This window comes from Vibrio panuliri, assembly GCF_009938205.1.
GTDB classification, from domain to species: Bacteria; Pseudomonadota; Gammaproteobacteria; order Enterobacterales; family Vibrionaceae; genus Vibrio; species Vibrio panuliri.
The window spans coordinates 3,182,034-3,197,693 of the sequence record NZ_AP019654.1 but is presented as its reverse complement, the minus strand read 5'-3'; the positions used below and the strand labels follow the sequence as shown (position 1 = coordinate 3,197,693).

Here is a 15,660-nt window from a genome sequence, read left to right as displayed (position 1 = left end):
TCCTCATTAGAATAACTCAGATGATTTAATGTCATTGGATGTAATAACTAGCCTAGCTTAGACTATCAATAATTTCATTACTAACTTGCTCTGTTTTCAATGCATACATCAAACCCACCTCAAAAAACTCAAATGATACTTCTCACTTTGCTGGTACTGTTCAGTCCGCTGGCGATTGATATTTACTTACCAGCTTTGCCACTGATATCAGAAGCGTTTCACGTGGAACATGCATTAAGTCAGGGAACGATTACTTGGTTTCTATTTGCTATGGGGGTTGGTCAGCTTTTCGCAGGTCCTTTAGCAGATAAACTAGGACGTCGAACTGTTGCATTGTGTGGTATTGGTATCTATGGCTTGAGCGCTCTGTTGGCGTGGGGTGCTCAAAATATCGAATGGATGCTGACTGCCCGTATGCTACAAGGCTTAGGTGCGTGCGCGACATCGGTAGCAGCCTTTGCAACAGTTCGCGACATTTTTGGGCCGGAAAAGAGTGGTCGCATGATCAGCTATCTCAATGGTGCGATCTGTTTTATTCCAGCGCTTGCCCCTATCCTTGGGAGTTGGTTAACACAACAATTTGGCTGGCGCAGCAACTTCAGCTTTATGGCGCTATACGCCTTAATCGTTTTTGCATTGCTGTTTGTTAGCATGAAGGAGACCAACCCACAAATGAGTAAAGAGTCGGTTTTTAAGTTTAGTCGTTACATGACCATTCTGAAGACGCCGTCTTTCTTATTCCACGCAAGTTTGTGCATGTTGGCAATGGCAGTGATATTGGCTTACGTTACTTCAGCTCCAGTAGTACTGATGGGGCAACTGGGGCTCGATATGAATCAGTTTACCTTCTGGTTCGGAATCAATGCGGCGTTAAACATTACCGCCAGTATGACAGCTCCAAAATGTATGGATAAGTTAGGTACTCGAGCAACACTTTTGATTGGCTTAGCCATACTAATGGTAGCTGGCATCTTGATGTTGTCTCTGGCGGGTGTCGAAAGTGCTATAGCCTTTATGTTGCCGGTCTTTCTATCATCGATAGGCTTTGCTTGGATTCTCGGTGCAGCTGCAGGTAAAGCATTGGCGCCATTTGGTGATAAAGCGGGCACGGCTGCTGCATTGCTGGGCCTGTTCCAAATGAGTGGTTCAGGGTTAGTGATTGGTGTTGTACAGCTATCAGGTCTTGAACCGAAAATGATGATAGCGATTCAAATGCTGATTGTGTTGCCTTGGTTTGTGGCTCTGTTTACTAAGCCTGCTCGTGCTTGGCATCAACCTTTACCACAGTAATTGTCATAACAGGTTATGAGTATCAAGGTGATACCTATGCCTAACTAAAAAAACGGTGTATATTTAGTCTTTCCTTTTGTAACGGGTGGATTTGAATAAAACATGTCTCTAACGACGTACGAGATGGCTCGATTAATGGAGCAACTGGACAGTTCTCCAGAAAAAGTGATGTTTGGTAAACTGCTTAATGAGTTAGGTAACCAAAGTGGCGAGCGCATTCAAAGCGCAGCGAAACAAGTTCCGCTGCCGATGCTGAGAGATATCGTTTACCATTTTCAACAAGTCATCGTTTCGCGTAAAGATGAGCAAGTTGACCTGTTAGCAAAGCAGATTTCTGAACAAGGAATCTCAGTAGAAGAGCTAAAAGAGTATTTAGCCTCTCGCTAGTTTGCTTTAAGAAGCTCGCCAATAAGGCGAGCTTTTTTATGGGTTTACATTGCGGTTGATGGGGTTTTGTAGCGAAATAAGCGTTTCGGTAGACTGCACTTCGTCGATCGCTTGCAGTTTGTCGATCAATACGTGTTGTAGCTCTTCAATTGAGCGGCACATCAGCTTAACGAAAATATTATAAGCTCCGGTGGTGTAGTAAGCTTCAACCACCTCTTCCAGCGCATTGAGCTTCTCTAGTGCAGAATGGTAATCACGAGCGGCATTTAAGTTGATGCCAATAAAACAGCACACATCGTAGCCAAGTTTTTTGGTGTCAACGATCACCTCTGTACCTTGAATGACTTCCGCAGCTTTCATTTTTTCAATACGAACATGAATAGTGGCAGGGCTGACGTTAAAGTTCTTTGCCATTTCAGCGTATGGCTTGCGCGCATCAGCCATAAGACTTTTGAGTATTGCTTTATCAAGATCATCCAACTTATTTGCGTGAACTTGCATAACTTTTCCTATATTGGTTAGCCCTTTCGAACTGAGGGAAGTACAAATTTGCACCAAGAATGTTACTATGAGAGAAACGTTTTTCCTTTAATTAAGAGCAACTAAAAGTGCGTTCTTGTCTCATATTTATAATTTGTTTATTTAGCTCCGTAGCCGTGGCGGAAAATAAAGACGTACTGGTTGTTCATTCTTATCACCATGGCTTTTTTTGGACTGACCATTTTCAGCAAGGTTTAACGGAATCACTAGCGGGAACGGATATTGCGCCCCGTGTTTTGTATCTCGACACCAAAAGACTGCAAAGTGAAGAATACTTAAACCAACTATATCGCCTTTTCAAAACCAAGTTCAACGAAGAGAGTTACTCTGCCGTTGTCGTCAGTGATAACAATGCACTGACCTTAATGCAGCGTCTTGCGCCAGAGTTGGGGGATACCCCGATCGTGTTTGGCGGAATCAACAACTATCAGCCTGAAATGCACCGTGGCTTAAGGGCAACCGGTGTCACTGAAGAGATTGATGTTGCAGCTAATCTGCATTTAATTGAACGAGTTCAACCCCAAGGAAAGAAGATCTACATTGTTACCGATCACTCTACTACGGGGAATGTAGTGCGCTCTCAGGTCGATCAGTTCCTCGCTGGCCATCCGAAGTTCAACGATAAAGTTGAGCAAATTGTCCCTAATTCATTCGCGGAACTGATTGAGTTTGTAAAGCAGTTAGATGCTCAGTCCAGTGTTTTAATGGCCGTGTTCTATCGTGATAAACAAGGTTGGGTGACGACTGCGCGAGACCTAAGACGAGTCACGCAAGTTTCAGGTGCACCTATCTATATGGCGCACAACTTTGGGCTTGGCTTGGGTGCGGTTGGTGGCATTATGCAAAATGGTCGTATGCATGGTCATCAAGTTGCACAACAGCTTATCAGTGTCATAAACAACCCAAACTCACCATTGCCGCCAGTTATTGCGGGAGCGCAAGAAATTAAACTGGATTACCAGGAAGTGATTGGGTGGCAGTTAGGTGTCGAAGAAGAGTTGCTGGCGGCATTTATTAATAAACCAGAAGCTTTTGCCCAACGTTATCATGATGAAATACGTACTGTGGGCGTTGTGTTTTTTGTCTTGAGCTTAGTTATCGTTAGTTTGATTTATTACCTCAGTCGCTTAAAGAAGAGTGAGCAAATTGCGCGTGACAATCAAACGATGATTGAGATGGTGTTTGACCAAAGCTATCACTTGATTGGTATATTGGATAACACCGGACAGCTCATCTCGACCAATAACAAACTACAGAATGCGTTGTACCAAGATGATGCTATCCGCAATATGCCAATATGGGAGTATCGTCATTGGCAGAAAAAAACCGCAGAGCGTATCGAACGTTATTTCACGAATTTAACGGAAGACTCTGTGTGCCAATTTGAAGCCGAGATCTATCATCGTGAGCATGGTGCAATGGTATTGGATCTGACCTTACGAGTCTTACCTAAACACGACAATCATATCCCACACGTGTTGTTGGAAGCTCGTGACATCACTTCACGTAAACTGACTGAAGAGCGCTTGTTTGAGCGAGAGGCGACGTTGAGTTACTACTATAATCAACAGCCTGTGATGATGATTACTTTGGATGAGCAGAACCGAATTCAGCGAGTGAACAGCTTTGCTGAACAACTGCTGGGCTACCATGAAAAGGAGCTGCTTGGTCATCGATTGAAAGACTTTTACGTGGATGAAAACGCGATCATTCCGCGCCAAGTATTGCTTCAACCAAATCAGGCTCTTCAAGGTGTTTGGCGACGAGAAGTGGAATTCCGCCATCGTGATGGGCACTCACTATGGATTCGTGAGAATATCAGGCCATTAGTTGAAAGTGGTCACTTACTCATCGCTGGTGAAGATATTACCGAAATGCGTCAACTCTCTGAGCAACTCGCTTATCAAGCTCAGTATGATTTACTGACCGACACCTACAATCGAAACTACTTTGAAATGGAGCTGGATAAGGCACTCAAAGAGGTTGAGAGTTACACTCGCACTCATGCGATGCTGTTTCTTGATATGGACCAGTTAAAGGTTTTGAATGACACCGCTGGTCATGAAGCGGGTGATGCTGCTATCCAGTTTTGTGCCAGCATGTTGCAAGAGGTTCTGCCTTACAATGCGACATTGGCTCGCATGGGGGGGGATGAGTTTGCAGTATTAGTGAAAGACTGTACTGAGAGAGATGCGAAAAGCATCGCTGACTCAATTATCATGACGCTTAGTGAACATCAGTTTATCTGGAATGAGATTAAACTTAATCTGACATGTTCGATAGGCATTCGTTTAATCGATCATACCGCAACATCACCTCAGATGGTTCATGCTCAAGCAGACACCGCTTGTCATGCAGCAAAAGAAGAGGGACGGAATCGTTATAACCTTTACTGTCCCGATGACAAAGAGTTGCGTCGTCGAGAGATGGAGATGAGTTGCGTCAACTTAGTTCACCGTGCTCTTGCTGACGATCGAATTGAACTATTCGCTCAACGTATTATGGGGTTAAATGTTGATGATCCTCGTATGCACTTTGAAATTCTTGTCCGCATTCGCAATGCTGACAATGAGTACATCTCGCCGGGTATTTTCATGCCGGCATCTGAACGATATAACATCGCTCATTTACTTGATAAACAAGTCGTGAGTAAAACACTCTCATGGCTAGAAAGTCACCCTGAGCAGCTGAACAATCTTGCGTTATGCGCCATAAACCTCTCTGGTCAATCAATGGGAAATCAAGAGTTTATCCGTTTCTTGATTGAGACGTTGCGCCAAAGCTCAGTTCCATGTGAAAAGATTTGCTTAGAGATAACTGAAACTGCGGCAATGAGTAACATGAATCAAGCTTTAGAGCTGTTTACGCAGTTAAAACAACTTGGTTGTTTGATCGCCTTGGATGACTTTGGTTCTGGCTTGTCGTCTTTTGGCTATCTGAAGAAATTGCCCGTTGATATCGTCAAGATTGATGGGTTGTTTGTACGTGATATTGCCAATAATGAAATGGACCATTTGATGGTGCGGTCTATCAACGACTTAGCCAAGCAAATGGGTAAAAACACCGTCGCAGAGTTTGTGGAGAACAGCCAGATAATTGATTTGCTGATGGAGTTAGGGGTCGACTACGCTCAAGGGTATATGATTGGTAAGCCTAAACCACTGGCGAAGCTCGTTGATGAACTGATGGTGGAAACTCATGCAATAGACCGTAGTAGCGTGTTATAAAATTCGCTACACTTCGGCCTCTTTTTAGCGCTTTGATGGAGCACGCCTTTGCAACTACAACTTGTGTGTGAAGATCTAACACAAACCGATCACCTTAATGAGATCGCACAACGCTGGGGTTTACAACAAGACGAACACAGCGTGTTTGCCCTTGTTCTAACTGAACAACGACTAGAACTACGTAAGCTAGATGAGCCTAAATTGGGTGCAATTTATGTTGATCTCGTTTCTGGTGCTGTAGCTCACCGTCGCAAGTTCGGTGGCGGTAAGGGGCAGGCTATTGCTAAAGCTGCCGGTCTCAACAAAGGTGTGACACCCACAGTATTGGATGGAACTGCCGGTCTTGGACGTGATGCGTTTGTATTGGCTTCGTTAGGTTGCAAAGTGCAAATGGTCGAGCGTCATCCTGTTGTGGCGGCATTGCTTGATGATGGTTTGGCGCGAGCCAAGCAGGATGAGGAAATAGGCGCTTGGGTATCTGAGCGAATGTCGTTATTGCATGCGTCTAGTCATACCGCACTCAGTGATCTGGTGAGTGATGCTGATTTTATCGCGCCTGATGTGGTGTACTTGGATCCAATGTACCCCCATCCGGAAAGTAAAAAGAAAACCGCATTGGTGAAAAAAGAGATGCGTGTATTTCAGTCGTTAGTGGGCGCAGACAATGATGCAGATGCTTTATTGCAACCAGCATTAGCGCTGGCCAGTAAGCGCGTGGTGGTGAAAAGACCGGACTACGCAGAATGGCTCGACCAGCAAAAACCCAGCATGGCGATTGAAACTAAAAAAAACCGATTTGATGTTTATGTAAAGGCATCAATGAGCTAGGGTCAGCCGCTAAGTAAAGGCAACAGATTCAGCTTGCGCTTCATTATCTAAAGTTGTATATCTTATTAATAATAATTCGCATTATTACTGGATTGAGGTATGAGTAAGCGTCTGTGTAAGTTAAATCGCCATGATATTAGCGAACAGCTAGGGGCAATTCAGCGGATTGTGAGTGCGCCCAAATACCTTTGTCGCTCATGTGCTCGAGCATCCCAAGATAAGAGTATGCTATGCAAACCAATGGCGTTGAGTGCCGCTCAATCTGATGTTGGTAACATTGAGAAAAGCGTTATTGATCCTATCTCATCGCCGACAGTTATCGCGAATCATCAATCTCAAGTGATGGCGGACGCTGAAAAGGGTGTGTGGAATCAGTCTCAGCTTAAGCAAGCAAAGAAACAGGCAAAAAAGCAGAAGAAATTCTTTAAAAAGCTAAGCAAAACCGTCAGCAAGCAAGAAAAGTTATTACGTAAGCAACGTAAACTAGAAGCGCAGTTCGAGCAAATCAACTTAAGCTTAAGTCAGATGGGGTCACAGAGCTCTCATTCAACAGGACGTGAGTCGGTGCATTAATTAACCGCATTAGTTTTAAAAAAATCCCGCTAACACAGCGGGATTTTTCGTTTGGCTTCGATTTAAAGAGACGCATAATCGCGTTCTACGCGACGTTTCACCCAAGTCTCATTCACCCATAATGAAAGCATAATGATTGCCCCGCCTAAGCCAAGGCGTAATAGGTCGACATCGCGGTTCCAAATTAGGATATTAACAATCAAGCCTGCTGGGACGAGCGCATTGTTCATCACCGCAAGCGCCCCCGCATTGACTAACGTTGCGCCTTTGTTCCACGCAAAATACCCCAATCCAGATGCGATTAGACCAAGATAAATCAAGATACCCCATTGGGTCGTAGTGGTTGGTAGCTTGTCGCTATTCCCCATTAGTGCGAAAGCGATAGTCGCGACCACTAAAGCCCCCAAATAGAAATAGCCAAATACCGCATGCTGAGGCAGTTCGACTTGCTCTGTTTCCATTATGTATTTGTAGCCGACTTGACCAATCGCGAAGCAGAGGTTGGCACCTTGTACCACCAAGAAACCCAAGAGGAAATTCTCATTGATACCAGCAAACTTAATCACGGCGGCGCCAGCAACCGCGATGACTGCGGTAACAAGATACCAAGGAGAAAAACGACTTTTGAGTAGATCGTAAATCAGAGTGACATAAATAGGGGTGAATACGGTGAAGAGTAATACTTCAGGAACAGATAGTAACAAGAACGATTGATAGTAGAAGCAGTACATCAGCCCAAGCTGGAAACCACCGACAACCATCAGTTTAGCGATAAGCGATTTGCTTACCCCTTTGAACTTAATAAAAGGTAGGAACACCACGCTGGCCAGTGCAACGCGCATTAATACCGAGAACCAGGAATCTACTTGACCAGCAAGATAGACCCCGATAAGGCTAAATGAAAACGCCCAAAGCAGCGTAACGGCTGATAAATAACCCATAACCAATACTCATGAACAATACCAGCCGTCAGTCTAAACGAGATTAATTCGCAGTGCGATCAATCCTTAAGTGGTACAACCAACAAATCGACAGGAGTACAATTTATCAGTTGACGAGTTGAAGAGAGCAGCTTGCTCCAAAAATCCTGATGGTGCCCACACACCACGAGATCGACTTTGTATTCCCCAATATTTTCACATAGCTCGTTACCTAAATCACCGCTGCCCACAAGGGTATGCTTGATCGGATAGTTAGCATGGTCTGCGAGATTCTGGAGCTGATTTTGTGAAGCCTCAGTCGCCTTGTGTTGAGTTTCAGCCATGTTGATATCAATGAGTCCGGTGTAGAGCTCCGCATAATTCACATCAATATGGATAAACGATACTTCTGCATTGAGAGGTTTGGCTAAAGCAACGGCTTTTTCCACCAAGTGTTTACTGTCTTCAGAGAGGTCAATTGCAACTAAAATATGTTGATAACTCATAATGCTATCTCCTGTGGGTCATTGATTTAAGGTTAGCATCGGTTGGGTAATAATTATGCTGGAATGATCTCATATCTCTTTAAGGATCGTGTTATAGTTTAGTTACTTGCAAGAATTTTAGGAGTTGAACATGCTGTCACAGGCAATGGTTGATCAATTGAATGAACAAATTAACCTCGAATTTTTTTCATCCAATCTATACTTACAAATGAGTGCTTGGTGTGAAGATAAAGGATTCGATGGGGCGGCTGAATTTTTACGCGCCCACGCCGTAGAAGAGATGGAGCACATGCAGCGTTTGTTCACTTATGTGAGTGAAACCGGTGCGATGCCGATTCTAGGGGCGATTGAAGCGCCTCAGCACCAGTTTGAGAGCCTTGGTCACGTATTCCGTGAAACTTACGAGCATGAGCAAATGATTACAGAAAAAATCAATAAGCTGGCTCATTTAGCGTTTACGTCTCAAGACTACTCAACATTCAACTTCTTGCAGTGGTACGTTGCTGAACAGCACGAGGAAGAGAAGTTATTTAAAGGGATATTAGATAAGCTGGAACTGGTTGGTGAAGACGGCAAAGCGCTGTTTTTCATTGATAAAGATCTAGCAGCTTTAGCAAAAGAAGGTTCATCTTCGGTTATGGATGCCCCGGCTGTGTAACGTTCAGCCAAAGACACTCTAAACAGATCGTCTTTTCTTCGGGCATGCATAGAAGGTGTAGGGAGGAAAGATGATCAGTGCAGACACCATTCTATTTGTACTTATGCTGGTTACCTTAGTTAACTTAGCGAGATACCTTACGGCATTACGTTCGTTAATTTTTGTCATGCGAGAGGCTCACCCCTTGTTGTATCAACAAGTTGATGGTGGAGGTTTCTTTACCACTCACGGCAATATGAGTAAGCAGTTTAAGCTCTATTCCTATCTCAAGAGTAAAGAGTATCACCACCATCATGATGAGGTGTTTACCTCTAAGTGTTCTCGAGTGAGAGAGTTATTTATTCTTACCATGGCTCTGATTGGTGTCACGCTGCTCGCAGCCTTCATTCTTTGATTTGTCCTCTGCCCAATTTGGTTTGGGTGATTAATTGGCAATCAGACAAAGAATCGCTAGAATAGCGCCTCGATTAGCAAGGATGTGCAAAAATTGCACATCCTTTTTTATTGCGTTTTAGGTTGTTTGAGTAAGTTGATCATGAGTGAAAAGTTTGACGTCGTTATTATAGGTGCAGGGGCTGCAGGCTTAATGTGTGCAGTTGAAGCGGGTAAACGAGGTCGTAAAGTTTTGGTGCTTGATCATGCGAAAAAACCAGGACGTAAGATTCTGATCTCCGGTGGTGGTCGTTGTAATTTCACCAACTACGATGTGACAGCGAACAACTACCTATGTCGCAACCCACATTTCGTTAAATCCGCGCTGTCGCAGTACACCAACTGGGATTTCATTGCACTGGTGAGCAAGTACGGCATCGAGTTTGAAGAGCGCGATCATGGTCAGCTGTTTTGTCTCGATTCGGCAAAACAAATTGTGAGCATGTTGTTGGATGAGTGTCAGGCCGCGAAAGTTCAACTACGCTACCAGCAAGATGTCCATCAAATAGAGCAAACGGAGCAAGGTTTTAGTTTGCACGCTAATACTCAGGTTATTGAGTGTCAGTCGCTGGTGGTGGCCACTGGTGGTTTGTCGATGCCGAAATTGGGTGCGACTCCCTTTGGTTATAAAGTCGCTGAGCAGTTTGGTTTGCCGGTGATACCAACAAGTGCAGGTTTAGTGCCGTTTACGTTGCACAAGCAAGATAAAGAAGACTTCGAAACACTATCTGGGATTGCCATTCCGGCTGAAATCACCGCGCAAGATGGCACGGTATTTAAAGAAGCCCTGCTATTTACTCACCGTGGTTTATCTGGCCCGGCGGTGTTGCAAATTTCGTCTTTCTGGAAAGCTGGGCAACACGTGACGATTAATCTTGTGCCAGAAGCCGATGTTGAACAGTTGTTGACGGTTTCGAGAGAGAAGCACCCGAATCAGAGTTTGAAAAACACCCTTGCGAAAGTGCTGCCAAAACGTTTAGTCGAAGTGATGGTTGAGCGTAAAGAGTTGGAAGACAAACCGCTTAAACAGTTTAATGAGAAACAGCTTAAACAGGTCACTGAATACCTAGAGAATTGGCAGATTGCACCGAATGGTACAGAGGGTTATCGCACCGCGGAAGTCACTTTAGGTGGTGTCGATACTGATCATCTTTCATCAAAAACGATGGAGTGTAAACAGGTGAAAGGGTTGTACTTTATCGGTGAAGTGATGGATGTGACCGGCTGGCTAGGTGGCTACAACTTCCAATGGTGCTGGAGTTCCGGTTTCGTCGCGGGTCAGCACGCTTAAGCGGAAAACCTCTCTATACGAGAGGTTTTTTATTATTGGCTGACTAAATCTGCAGCTTGACGAGTGAGTTGTGCTAGCTTAGCCCATTCACCATTTTCGATAAGTTTTTTATCGACCATCCATGTCCCACCACAAGCAAGCACTCGTGGTATCTGGAGGTACTGCTCAACGTTTGCAGGACTTATGCCTCCCGTAGGCATAAAATGAATATCGGTGTAGGGGCCAAGTAGCGCTTTTACCATGTTTACCCCACCAGATGCCTCTGCAGGGAAAAACTTGAGGGTTGTTAGCCCCATCTCTAACGCAGCTTCAATGGCACTTGGGGTGTTTACGCCGGGAATGATATCAATCCCAACTTCTTGGCAAGCTTTGACCGTGTTTGGGTTAAAACCCGGAGAGACGATAAAAGTGGCTCCAGCGTTCTTCGCGGCAATAACTTGCTCACGGTTGAGAACTGTGCCAGCTCCAATCAGCATATCTGGTTGTGATTGACGCAGTAAACGAATCGCCTCAACGGCAGCATCGGAGCGAAAAGTAATTTCTGCAGCGGGTAAGCCGTTTTCTACCAATACTTTGCCAAGTGGAATAATGTCTTGTGCGTTATCAACAGATACAACAGGAATGATTTTTAATGCGCTAAGCTGTTCATTGATCGAAGGCATACGCTATCTCTTTGTTAAGAATTAAAAGACTGCACCTACGGTGAGCAAGATGTTCGCAAAGCGTCGTTGCTCTCCGCTGGCAATGACCAGCAAGGTTTTATCTGACTTGACTGCAGAGTAAAAATCTTCACGCTCAAGAAATTCAAACGGAGTTTCTGCCGGTAAGATGGATTGGTACTCACTCAGAATCGTGTTGTCGAAATCAGCTGGGTGCTGCATCATCGTCGCAGACTCAACATTAATCGTCTCTTTAATACCGTTTAGAATATCGGTGCCACTGATCATGCCTGGTTGGAAGTTGAGGTAGACGATATTGGCGTTAGGACCAGAGTTAGTCACAAAAGAGTAGTTGCTGTCGGCAATCAAAACTTGCGCTTTGTGCCCACAACGAGCGAGGTGGAACAGCAGTTCAGGGTGAATTACTTTCGACTTAATCATAACGAATCCTAGAAAGTAGGCAGCACAAGGTGTGCTGCCTAGGTTGGTTACATGCGGTACACGCCGCCATTCACGTCAATCGTCGCACCAGAGACAAAGCCATCATATTGTGATGCTAAGAAGGTGATGACATCCGCTACGTCTTCAGAAGTACCAGCACGGCCTAGAGGAATACCGCGCACCGTTTCGTCTGCGGACTCTTTTGTTGTGTGTTGGTTGTGGAAGCGAGTACCAAGAATTAATCCAGGAGCGACAGCGTTAACACGAACACCTGCACCGCCTAACTCTGCTGCCAGTGAGCGCGTCCAAGTTAGTACTGCGCCTTTGGTCATGGAGTAAACCAAAGAACCCGCGTGTCCACCAGAGCGGCCTGCTAGTGATGCTAGGTTGACAATACTTGCACCCGCGCTTGCTTCTTTGAGGAATGGAAGTGCAGCCTGAGTAACGTTGAGCATCGTCGTCATGTTGACATCGATAACCGTGTTCCAGAATGCTTCATCAATCTCACCCAGCCATTTACGAGCAATGATGCCACCTACGTTGTTGACTAGAATATCGATGCCACCTAAGAACTCAGCAGCAGCTTGAACACATTGTTCAGAGTCTTGACGATTGGTTAGATCGGCTTGACCAAATGATGCACGTTGTCCTAGAGAGTGGGCTAATGCGACAAGCTGTTCAGGACCTTCTGTTCCACTGAAGTAATGAATGTAAATATCACAACCAGCTTCAATTAGGGATTTTGCTGATGCAAAACCGATCCCTTGTTCTGCGCCTGTAATAAATACTTTTTTACCTGTTAAATGACCCATGATTGTTCCTTAGTATGCTTGTAGTCGTGTTAATAGATCGCTTAGTTGAGGGTTGTCTTGAGCGAATTTTTGATAAACCGGTTGAACGAGTTTTTGGAATGAATGCACGTCTGCATTAACAATTTCACCACCTGCTTTGGTGATTTGCGTTTTTGCTTCTTCAACATATTCGTCCCAGTATTTGTCTTGAACATCGAGAGTCTCAACAGCGATTTCGCTGATAACTTTGCGATCTTCTTCTGATAGGCTGTTCCAGATCTCAGTTGATACTGCCAAAATGTCAGGAATCATTGAGTGGTGATCCAAAGAGTAATATTTGGCAACTTCATAGTGACGAGTTGAGTAGTAAGTCGGAATGTTATTTTCCGCACCATCTACAACACCTTGTTGTAGAGCTGAGTATACTTCACCTGATGAAATCGGCACTGGACTTGCGCCTAGGTATTTCATTGTGTCGATGTCGATCGGAGAGTTCTGTACGCGGATCTTTAAGCCTTTCAGATCGTCCGGTGTTTCGATCTTGGTGTTCGAGTAGAAACCACGAGAACCACTCGATAGATACGCTAAGCCAATAAACCCATCTTTTTCTGAAGATTGCAGAATCTCTTGGCCAATTGGGCCACGCAGAACGCGCTTAGAGTCTGCTTCATCGTCATATAGGTAAGGCAAAGACAGAATCTTGTATTGATCTGAGAATGATGCCGTTAAACCACCGCCAACTTTAGTAAATGCGAGAGTGCCGTTTTGCAGCATTTGCAGTGTCGCTTCTTCCTTACCCAAGGTTAGGTTTGGGTAAACACGTACACGATGGTCGGTACGGTCAGTGACTTGATCAGCAAACCACTGTAGTGATTTGTGAACAGGGTGGTCCAAAGGCATTGCGTGAGCTAACTTAAGAACTTTAGCTTGAGCGTTTACGCTAAACGCGGACATCAATGCGATAGAAATTGCTAAGGCAGATTTTTTCATAATTAAACTCTCAATTATCCGTTGTAACCTGCCAGTTTTGGCAGCCACATAGTAATGCTTGGGAAAGCGACAACAATTGCTAGACCTACGATTAGAAGTAAGAACAGCGGGATTAGTTTTGGAACAACTTCACCTAATTTGCTTCCTGAAACGCTACATCCAACAAAAAGCGCAGTACCAACAGGAGGCGTACAAATACCAATCGATAAGTTGAAAACCATCATGATGCCAAAATGAATAGGATCCATTCCGATGAACGTGGCTATCGGTAGCATGATTGGTGTGAAGATAAGAATGGCTGGTGACATATCCATAAAGGTGCCAACCACCAAGAAAATAAGGTTAATCAGAATCAGAATAACGATAGGGTTATCTGAAAACTCAAGTACAAAGCTTGAGATAAACGATGGAATATCCGCATTTGCCATGGCCCATGACATCGAAGAAGAAGTACCGATCATCATCAGAACGATGGCTGTGATAATGACGCTATCGACGACGATTCGGTTAAGATCTTTTACTTTGATTTCTTTGTATGCGAAGCCAAGAATCAAGCTGTAGACAACCGCGATTGCCGAAGCTTCCGTTGCAGTAAAGATGCCGCCAACAATACCGCCCATGATGATGAAAATCATAAATAGGCTAGGTAACGCGTCGATCACGGTTTTAAATACAGACTGTTCTAACTTAATCGTTTCTGCTGGCACACCAAAACGTTTACCAAACAGGTAGACGCCTACCATGACACAAAGACCCATAATGATGCCTGGTACATAACCAGCTAAGAATAGGTATTGCACCGAAGTTGTACTAACCAACGCGTATAGGATAAGTACATTTGATGGTGGAATAAGCAAACCCGCAGGGCAAGACGCGATATTGACTGCACTGGAAAATGCGCGAGGGTATTTCTTTTCCTCTTGTAGAGGGCCCATTAAGCCACCTACAGCGGCAGCAGACGCTGTTGCAGAACCAGAGAGTGAGCCAAACATCATGTTAGCAATTACATTCACATGGCACAGGGAACCTGGCAGTTTGCCCCCGATAAGCATCGCGAAATTGATCAAACGCTTAGCGATACCCCCTGAGTTCATTAAGTTACCGGCAAAGATAAAGAACGGCAGTGCCAGTAGACCAAAATTATCCAAGCCACCAAGCAATTGTTGGGTCGTTAAGATGGCGGACTTATCAATTGGAAAGTTTAGGAAAATAGTCAGTAGTGCTGAGAAACCAATCGCAAACGCAACAGGCATACCAATGATTAAGAAAACCAATAGTGAGCCGAAGAGCATGGCAACAGGCAGCGAGTCATAAACTATATCTGGCATTATGGCGATATAGTTCTCGGTGAATAAAATATCTATTAGCGTCATAGTTAGCTCGTATTATTTGTTCTTTAAAGCAGTGATAGCATTCAAAATGTCCGCAATCGCGCACATGACAATAAACGCGCCTGAAATTGGTGCGACCATGTAGATGTATCCCATTGGAATATTGTTACCAAACAGCGATAAGCTTGGAGAAACTTGGTTGTATTCAAGAGTTGTCGTGACAACATGTACTCCGCCGTAAAGCAGAACAATGGCAGAGAAAAGAATGACGAAGCCGCTGATGACGATATTAAGAACTAACTGCTGGCGCGGATTAACTTTCTCACTGAGAATTTCAATCGCTAAGTGGCGCTTCAATGCGTATACATAGGCGCCACCAAGAATACCGACCCACATCATCAGATAGCGAGAAAGCTCATCTGTAAATACAGAGGGTGAGTTAATGACAAATCGAGTAAATACTTGCCAAACAACGGCAAACACCATTAACCACATAAAGATTACCAGTAGCCGCTCTAAGGCTTTAGTCGCGACTGATACTCCTTTATTTACTAGTTCCATAAAATTACCTTAACGAGTATTCATTAATAATGTTACGCAGAACATGTTACTGGTAACTATTGGTGAGTTTACCCCAGTTTTTGCTTATGACAATTGAATTGGTGTAAAAGTGTGCCTTGGATCATGATCGTCATTTTTGGCTAATGATAAATCTGTTTTTTTAGAGCTTATTCATCCTTTAAGTCTTTTATAAACATAGGTTTGTTGCGTAATTCTAGAGAGTGGGTTGGCGTGT

17 protein-coding genes are annotated in these 15,660 nt (G+C 44.3%); 8 read left to right on the top strand and 9 right to left on the bottom strand.

The genetic code is table 11. The annotated features are described in order from the left end of the window. Window positions 1–99: 99 nt before the first annotated feature. Complete coding sequence (locus GZK95_RS14715) at window positions 100–1,290, top strand: multidrug effflux MFS transporter (RefSeq protein ID WP_075706420.1); 1,191 nt, start codon at window positions 100–102, stop codon at window positions 1,288–1,290. A gap of 102 nt (window positions 1,291–1,392) precedes the next feature. After that, a complete protein-coding gene (gene tsrA, locus GZK95_RS14710; RefSeq protein WP_075706419.1) occupies window positions 1,393–1,677 on the top strand; it encodes an H-NS-like global regulator TsrA in 285 nt (94 codons plus the stop codon). A 36-nt stretch (window positions 1,678–1,713) separates the two neighbouring features. On the opposite strand, the gene asnC is transcribed toward tsrA, so the two are convergent. Beyond that, window positions 1,714–2,178, bottom strand: a complete 465-nt coding sequence (asnC, locus tag GZK95_RS14705; RefSeq protein WP_075706418.1) for a transcriptional regulator AsnC — start codon at window positions 2,176–2,178, stop codon at window positions 1,714–1,716. A gap of 107 nt (window positions 2,179–2,285) precedes the next feature. On the opposite strand from asnC, the gene GZK95_RS14700 reads away from it, so the two are divergent. The 3 genes from GZK95_RS14700 to GZK95_RS14690 all read left to right on the top strand — a co-directional run bounded on the left by GZK95_RS14700 (window position 2,286) and on the right by GZK95_RS14690 (window position 6,845). Then, entirely contained in the window at window positions 2,286–5,444 is a 3,159-nt protein-coding gene (locus GZK95_RS14700) for an EAL domain-containing protein (protein ID WP_075716526.1), read from the top strand. A 48-nt stretch (window positions 5,445–5,492) separates the two neighbouring features. Further along, a complete protein-coding gene (locus GZK95_RS14695) occupies window positions 5,493–6,272 on the top strand; it encodes a class I SAM-dependent methyltransferase (protein WP_075716527.1) in 780 nt (259 codons plus the stop codon). A gap of 99 nt (window positions 6,273–6,371) precedes the next feature. Beyond that, a complete protein-coding gene (locus GZK95_RS14690; RefSeq protein WP_075706415.1) occupies window positions 6,372–6,845 on the top strand; it encodes a hypothetical protein in 474 nt (157 codons plus the stop codon). Between the two features lie 62 nt (window positions 6,846–6,907). On the opposite strand, the gene GZK95_RS14685 is transcribed toward GZK95_RS14690, so the two are convergent. Then, complete coding sequence (locus GZK95_RS14685) at window positions 6,908–7,786, bottom strand: carboxylate/amino acid/amine transporter (RefSeq protein ID WP_075706414.1); 879 nt, start codon at window positions 7,784–7,786, stop codon at window positions 6,908–6,910. Window positions 7,787–7,845: 59 nt separating this feature from the next. Next, entirely contained in the window at window positions 7,846–8,271 is a 426-nt protein-coding gene (gene uspA / locus GZK95_RS14680; protein ID WP_075706413.1) for a universal stress protein UspA, read from the bottom strand. Window positions 8,272–8,401: 130 nt separating this feature from the next. Between uspA and ftnA the strand changes: the two genes are divergently transcribed. The 3 genes from ftnA to GZK95_RS14665 all read left to right on the top strand — a co-directional run bounded on the left by ftnA (window position 8,402) and on the right by GZK95_RS14665 (window position 10,652). Then, window positions 8,402–8,929, top strand: coding sequence for a non-heme ferritin (gene ftnA / locus GZK95_RS14675; protein ID WP_075706412.1), 528 nt, complete (start codon window positions 8,402–8,404; stop codon window positions 8,927–8,929). 70 nt (window positions 8,930–8,999) lie between these two features. Beyond that, on the top strand, window positions 9,000–9,323 hold the full coding sequence (gene uspB, locus GZK95_RS14670) for a universal stress protein UspB (protein WP_075706411.1): 324 nt from the start codon (window positions 9,000–9,002) through the stop codon (window positions 9,321–9,323). A gap of 141 nt (window positions 9,324–9,464) precedes the next feature. Further along, window positions 9,465–10,652, top strand: a complete 1,188-nt coding sequence (locus GZK95_RS14665; protein ID WP_075706410.1) for a BaiN/RdsA family NAD(P)/FAD-dependent oxidoreductase — start codon at window positions 9,465–9,467, stop codon at window positions 10,650–10,652. Between the two features lie 32 nt (window positions 10,653–10,684). On the opposite strand, the gene GZK95_RS14660 is transcribed toward GZK95_RS14665, so the two are convergent. The 6 genes from GZK95_RS14660 to GZK95_RS14635 are packed head-to-tail and all read right to left on the bottom strand — an operon-like array spanning window position 10,685 to window position 15,425. After that, window positions 10,685–11,314 (bottom strand): bifunctional 4-hydroxy-2-oxoglutarate aldolase/2-dehydro-3-deoxy-phosphogluconate aldolase, encoded by a 630-nt coding sequence (locus tag GZK95_RS14660; protein ID WP_075716003.1) that lies wholly within the window; start codon window positions 11,312–11,314, stop codon window positions 10,685–10,687. Between the two features lie 21 nt (window positions 11,315–11,335). Next, window positions 11,336–11,752, bottom strand: a complete 417-nt coding sequence (locus tag GZK95_RS14655; RefSeq protein WP_075706408.1) for an RbsD/FucU family protein — start codon at window positions 11,750–11,752, stop codon at window positions 11,336–11,338. A 47-nt stretch (window positions 11,753–11,799) separates the two neighbouring features. Further along, the gene (locus tag GZK95_RS14650) at window positions 11,800–12,564 is read right to left on the bottom strand and encodes an SDR family NAD(P)-dependent oxidoreductase (protein ID WP_075716002.1); all 765 of its coding nucleotides are present in this window, start codon (window positions 12,562–12,564) and stop codon (window positions 11,800–11,802) included. A gap of 9 nt (window positions 12,565–12,573) precedes the next feature. After that, on the bottom strand, window positions 12,574–13,533 hold the full coding sequence (locus tag GZK95_RS14645) for a TRAP transporter substrate-binding protein (RefSeq protein WP_075706406.1): 960 nt from the start codon (window positions 13,531–13,533) through the stop codon (window positions 12,574–12,576). A gap of 14 nt (window positions 13,534–13,547) precedes the next feature. Continuing rightward, complete coding sequence (locus GZK95_RS14640) at window positions 13,548–14,861, bottom strand: TRAP transporter large permease (RefSeq protein WP_075706433.1); 1,314 nt, start codon at window positions 14,859–14,861, stop codon at window positions 13,548–13,550. Window positions 14,862–14,918: 57 nt separating this feature from the next. Next, complete coding sequence (locus GZK95_RS14635; RefSeq protein WP_083626346.1) at window positions 14,919–15,425, bottom strand: TRAP transporter small permease; 507 nt, start codon at window positions 15,423–15,425, stop codon at window positions 14,919–14,921. Window positions 15,426–15,660 lie beyond the last annotated feature (235 nt).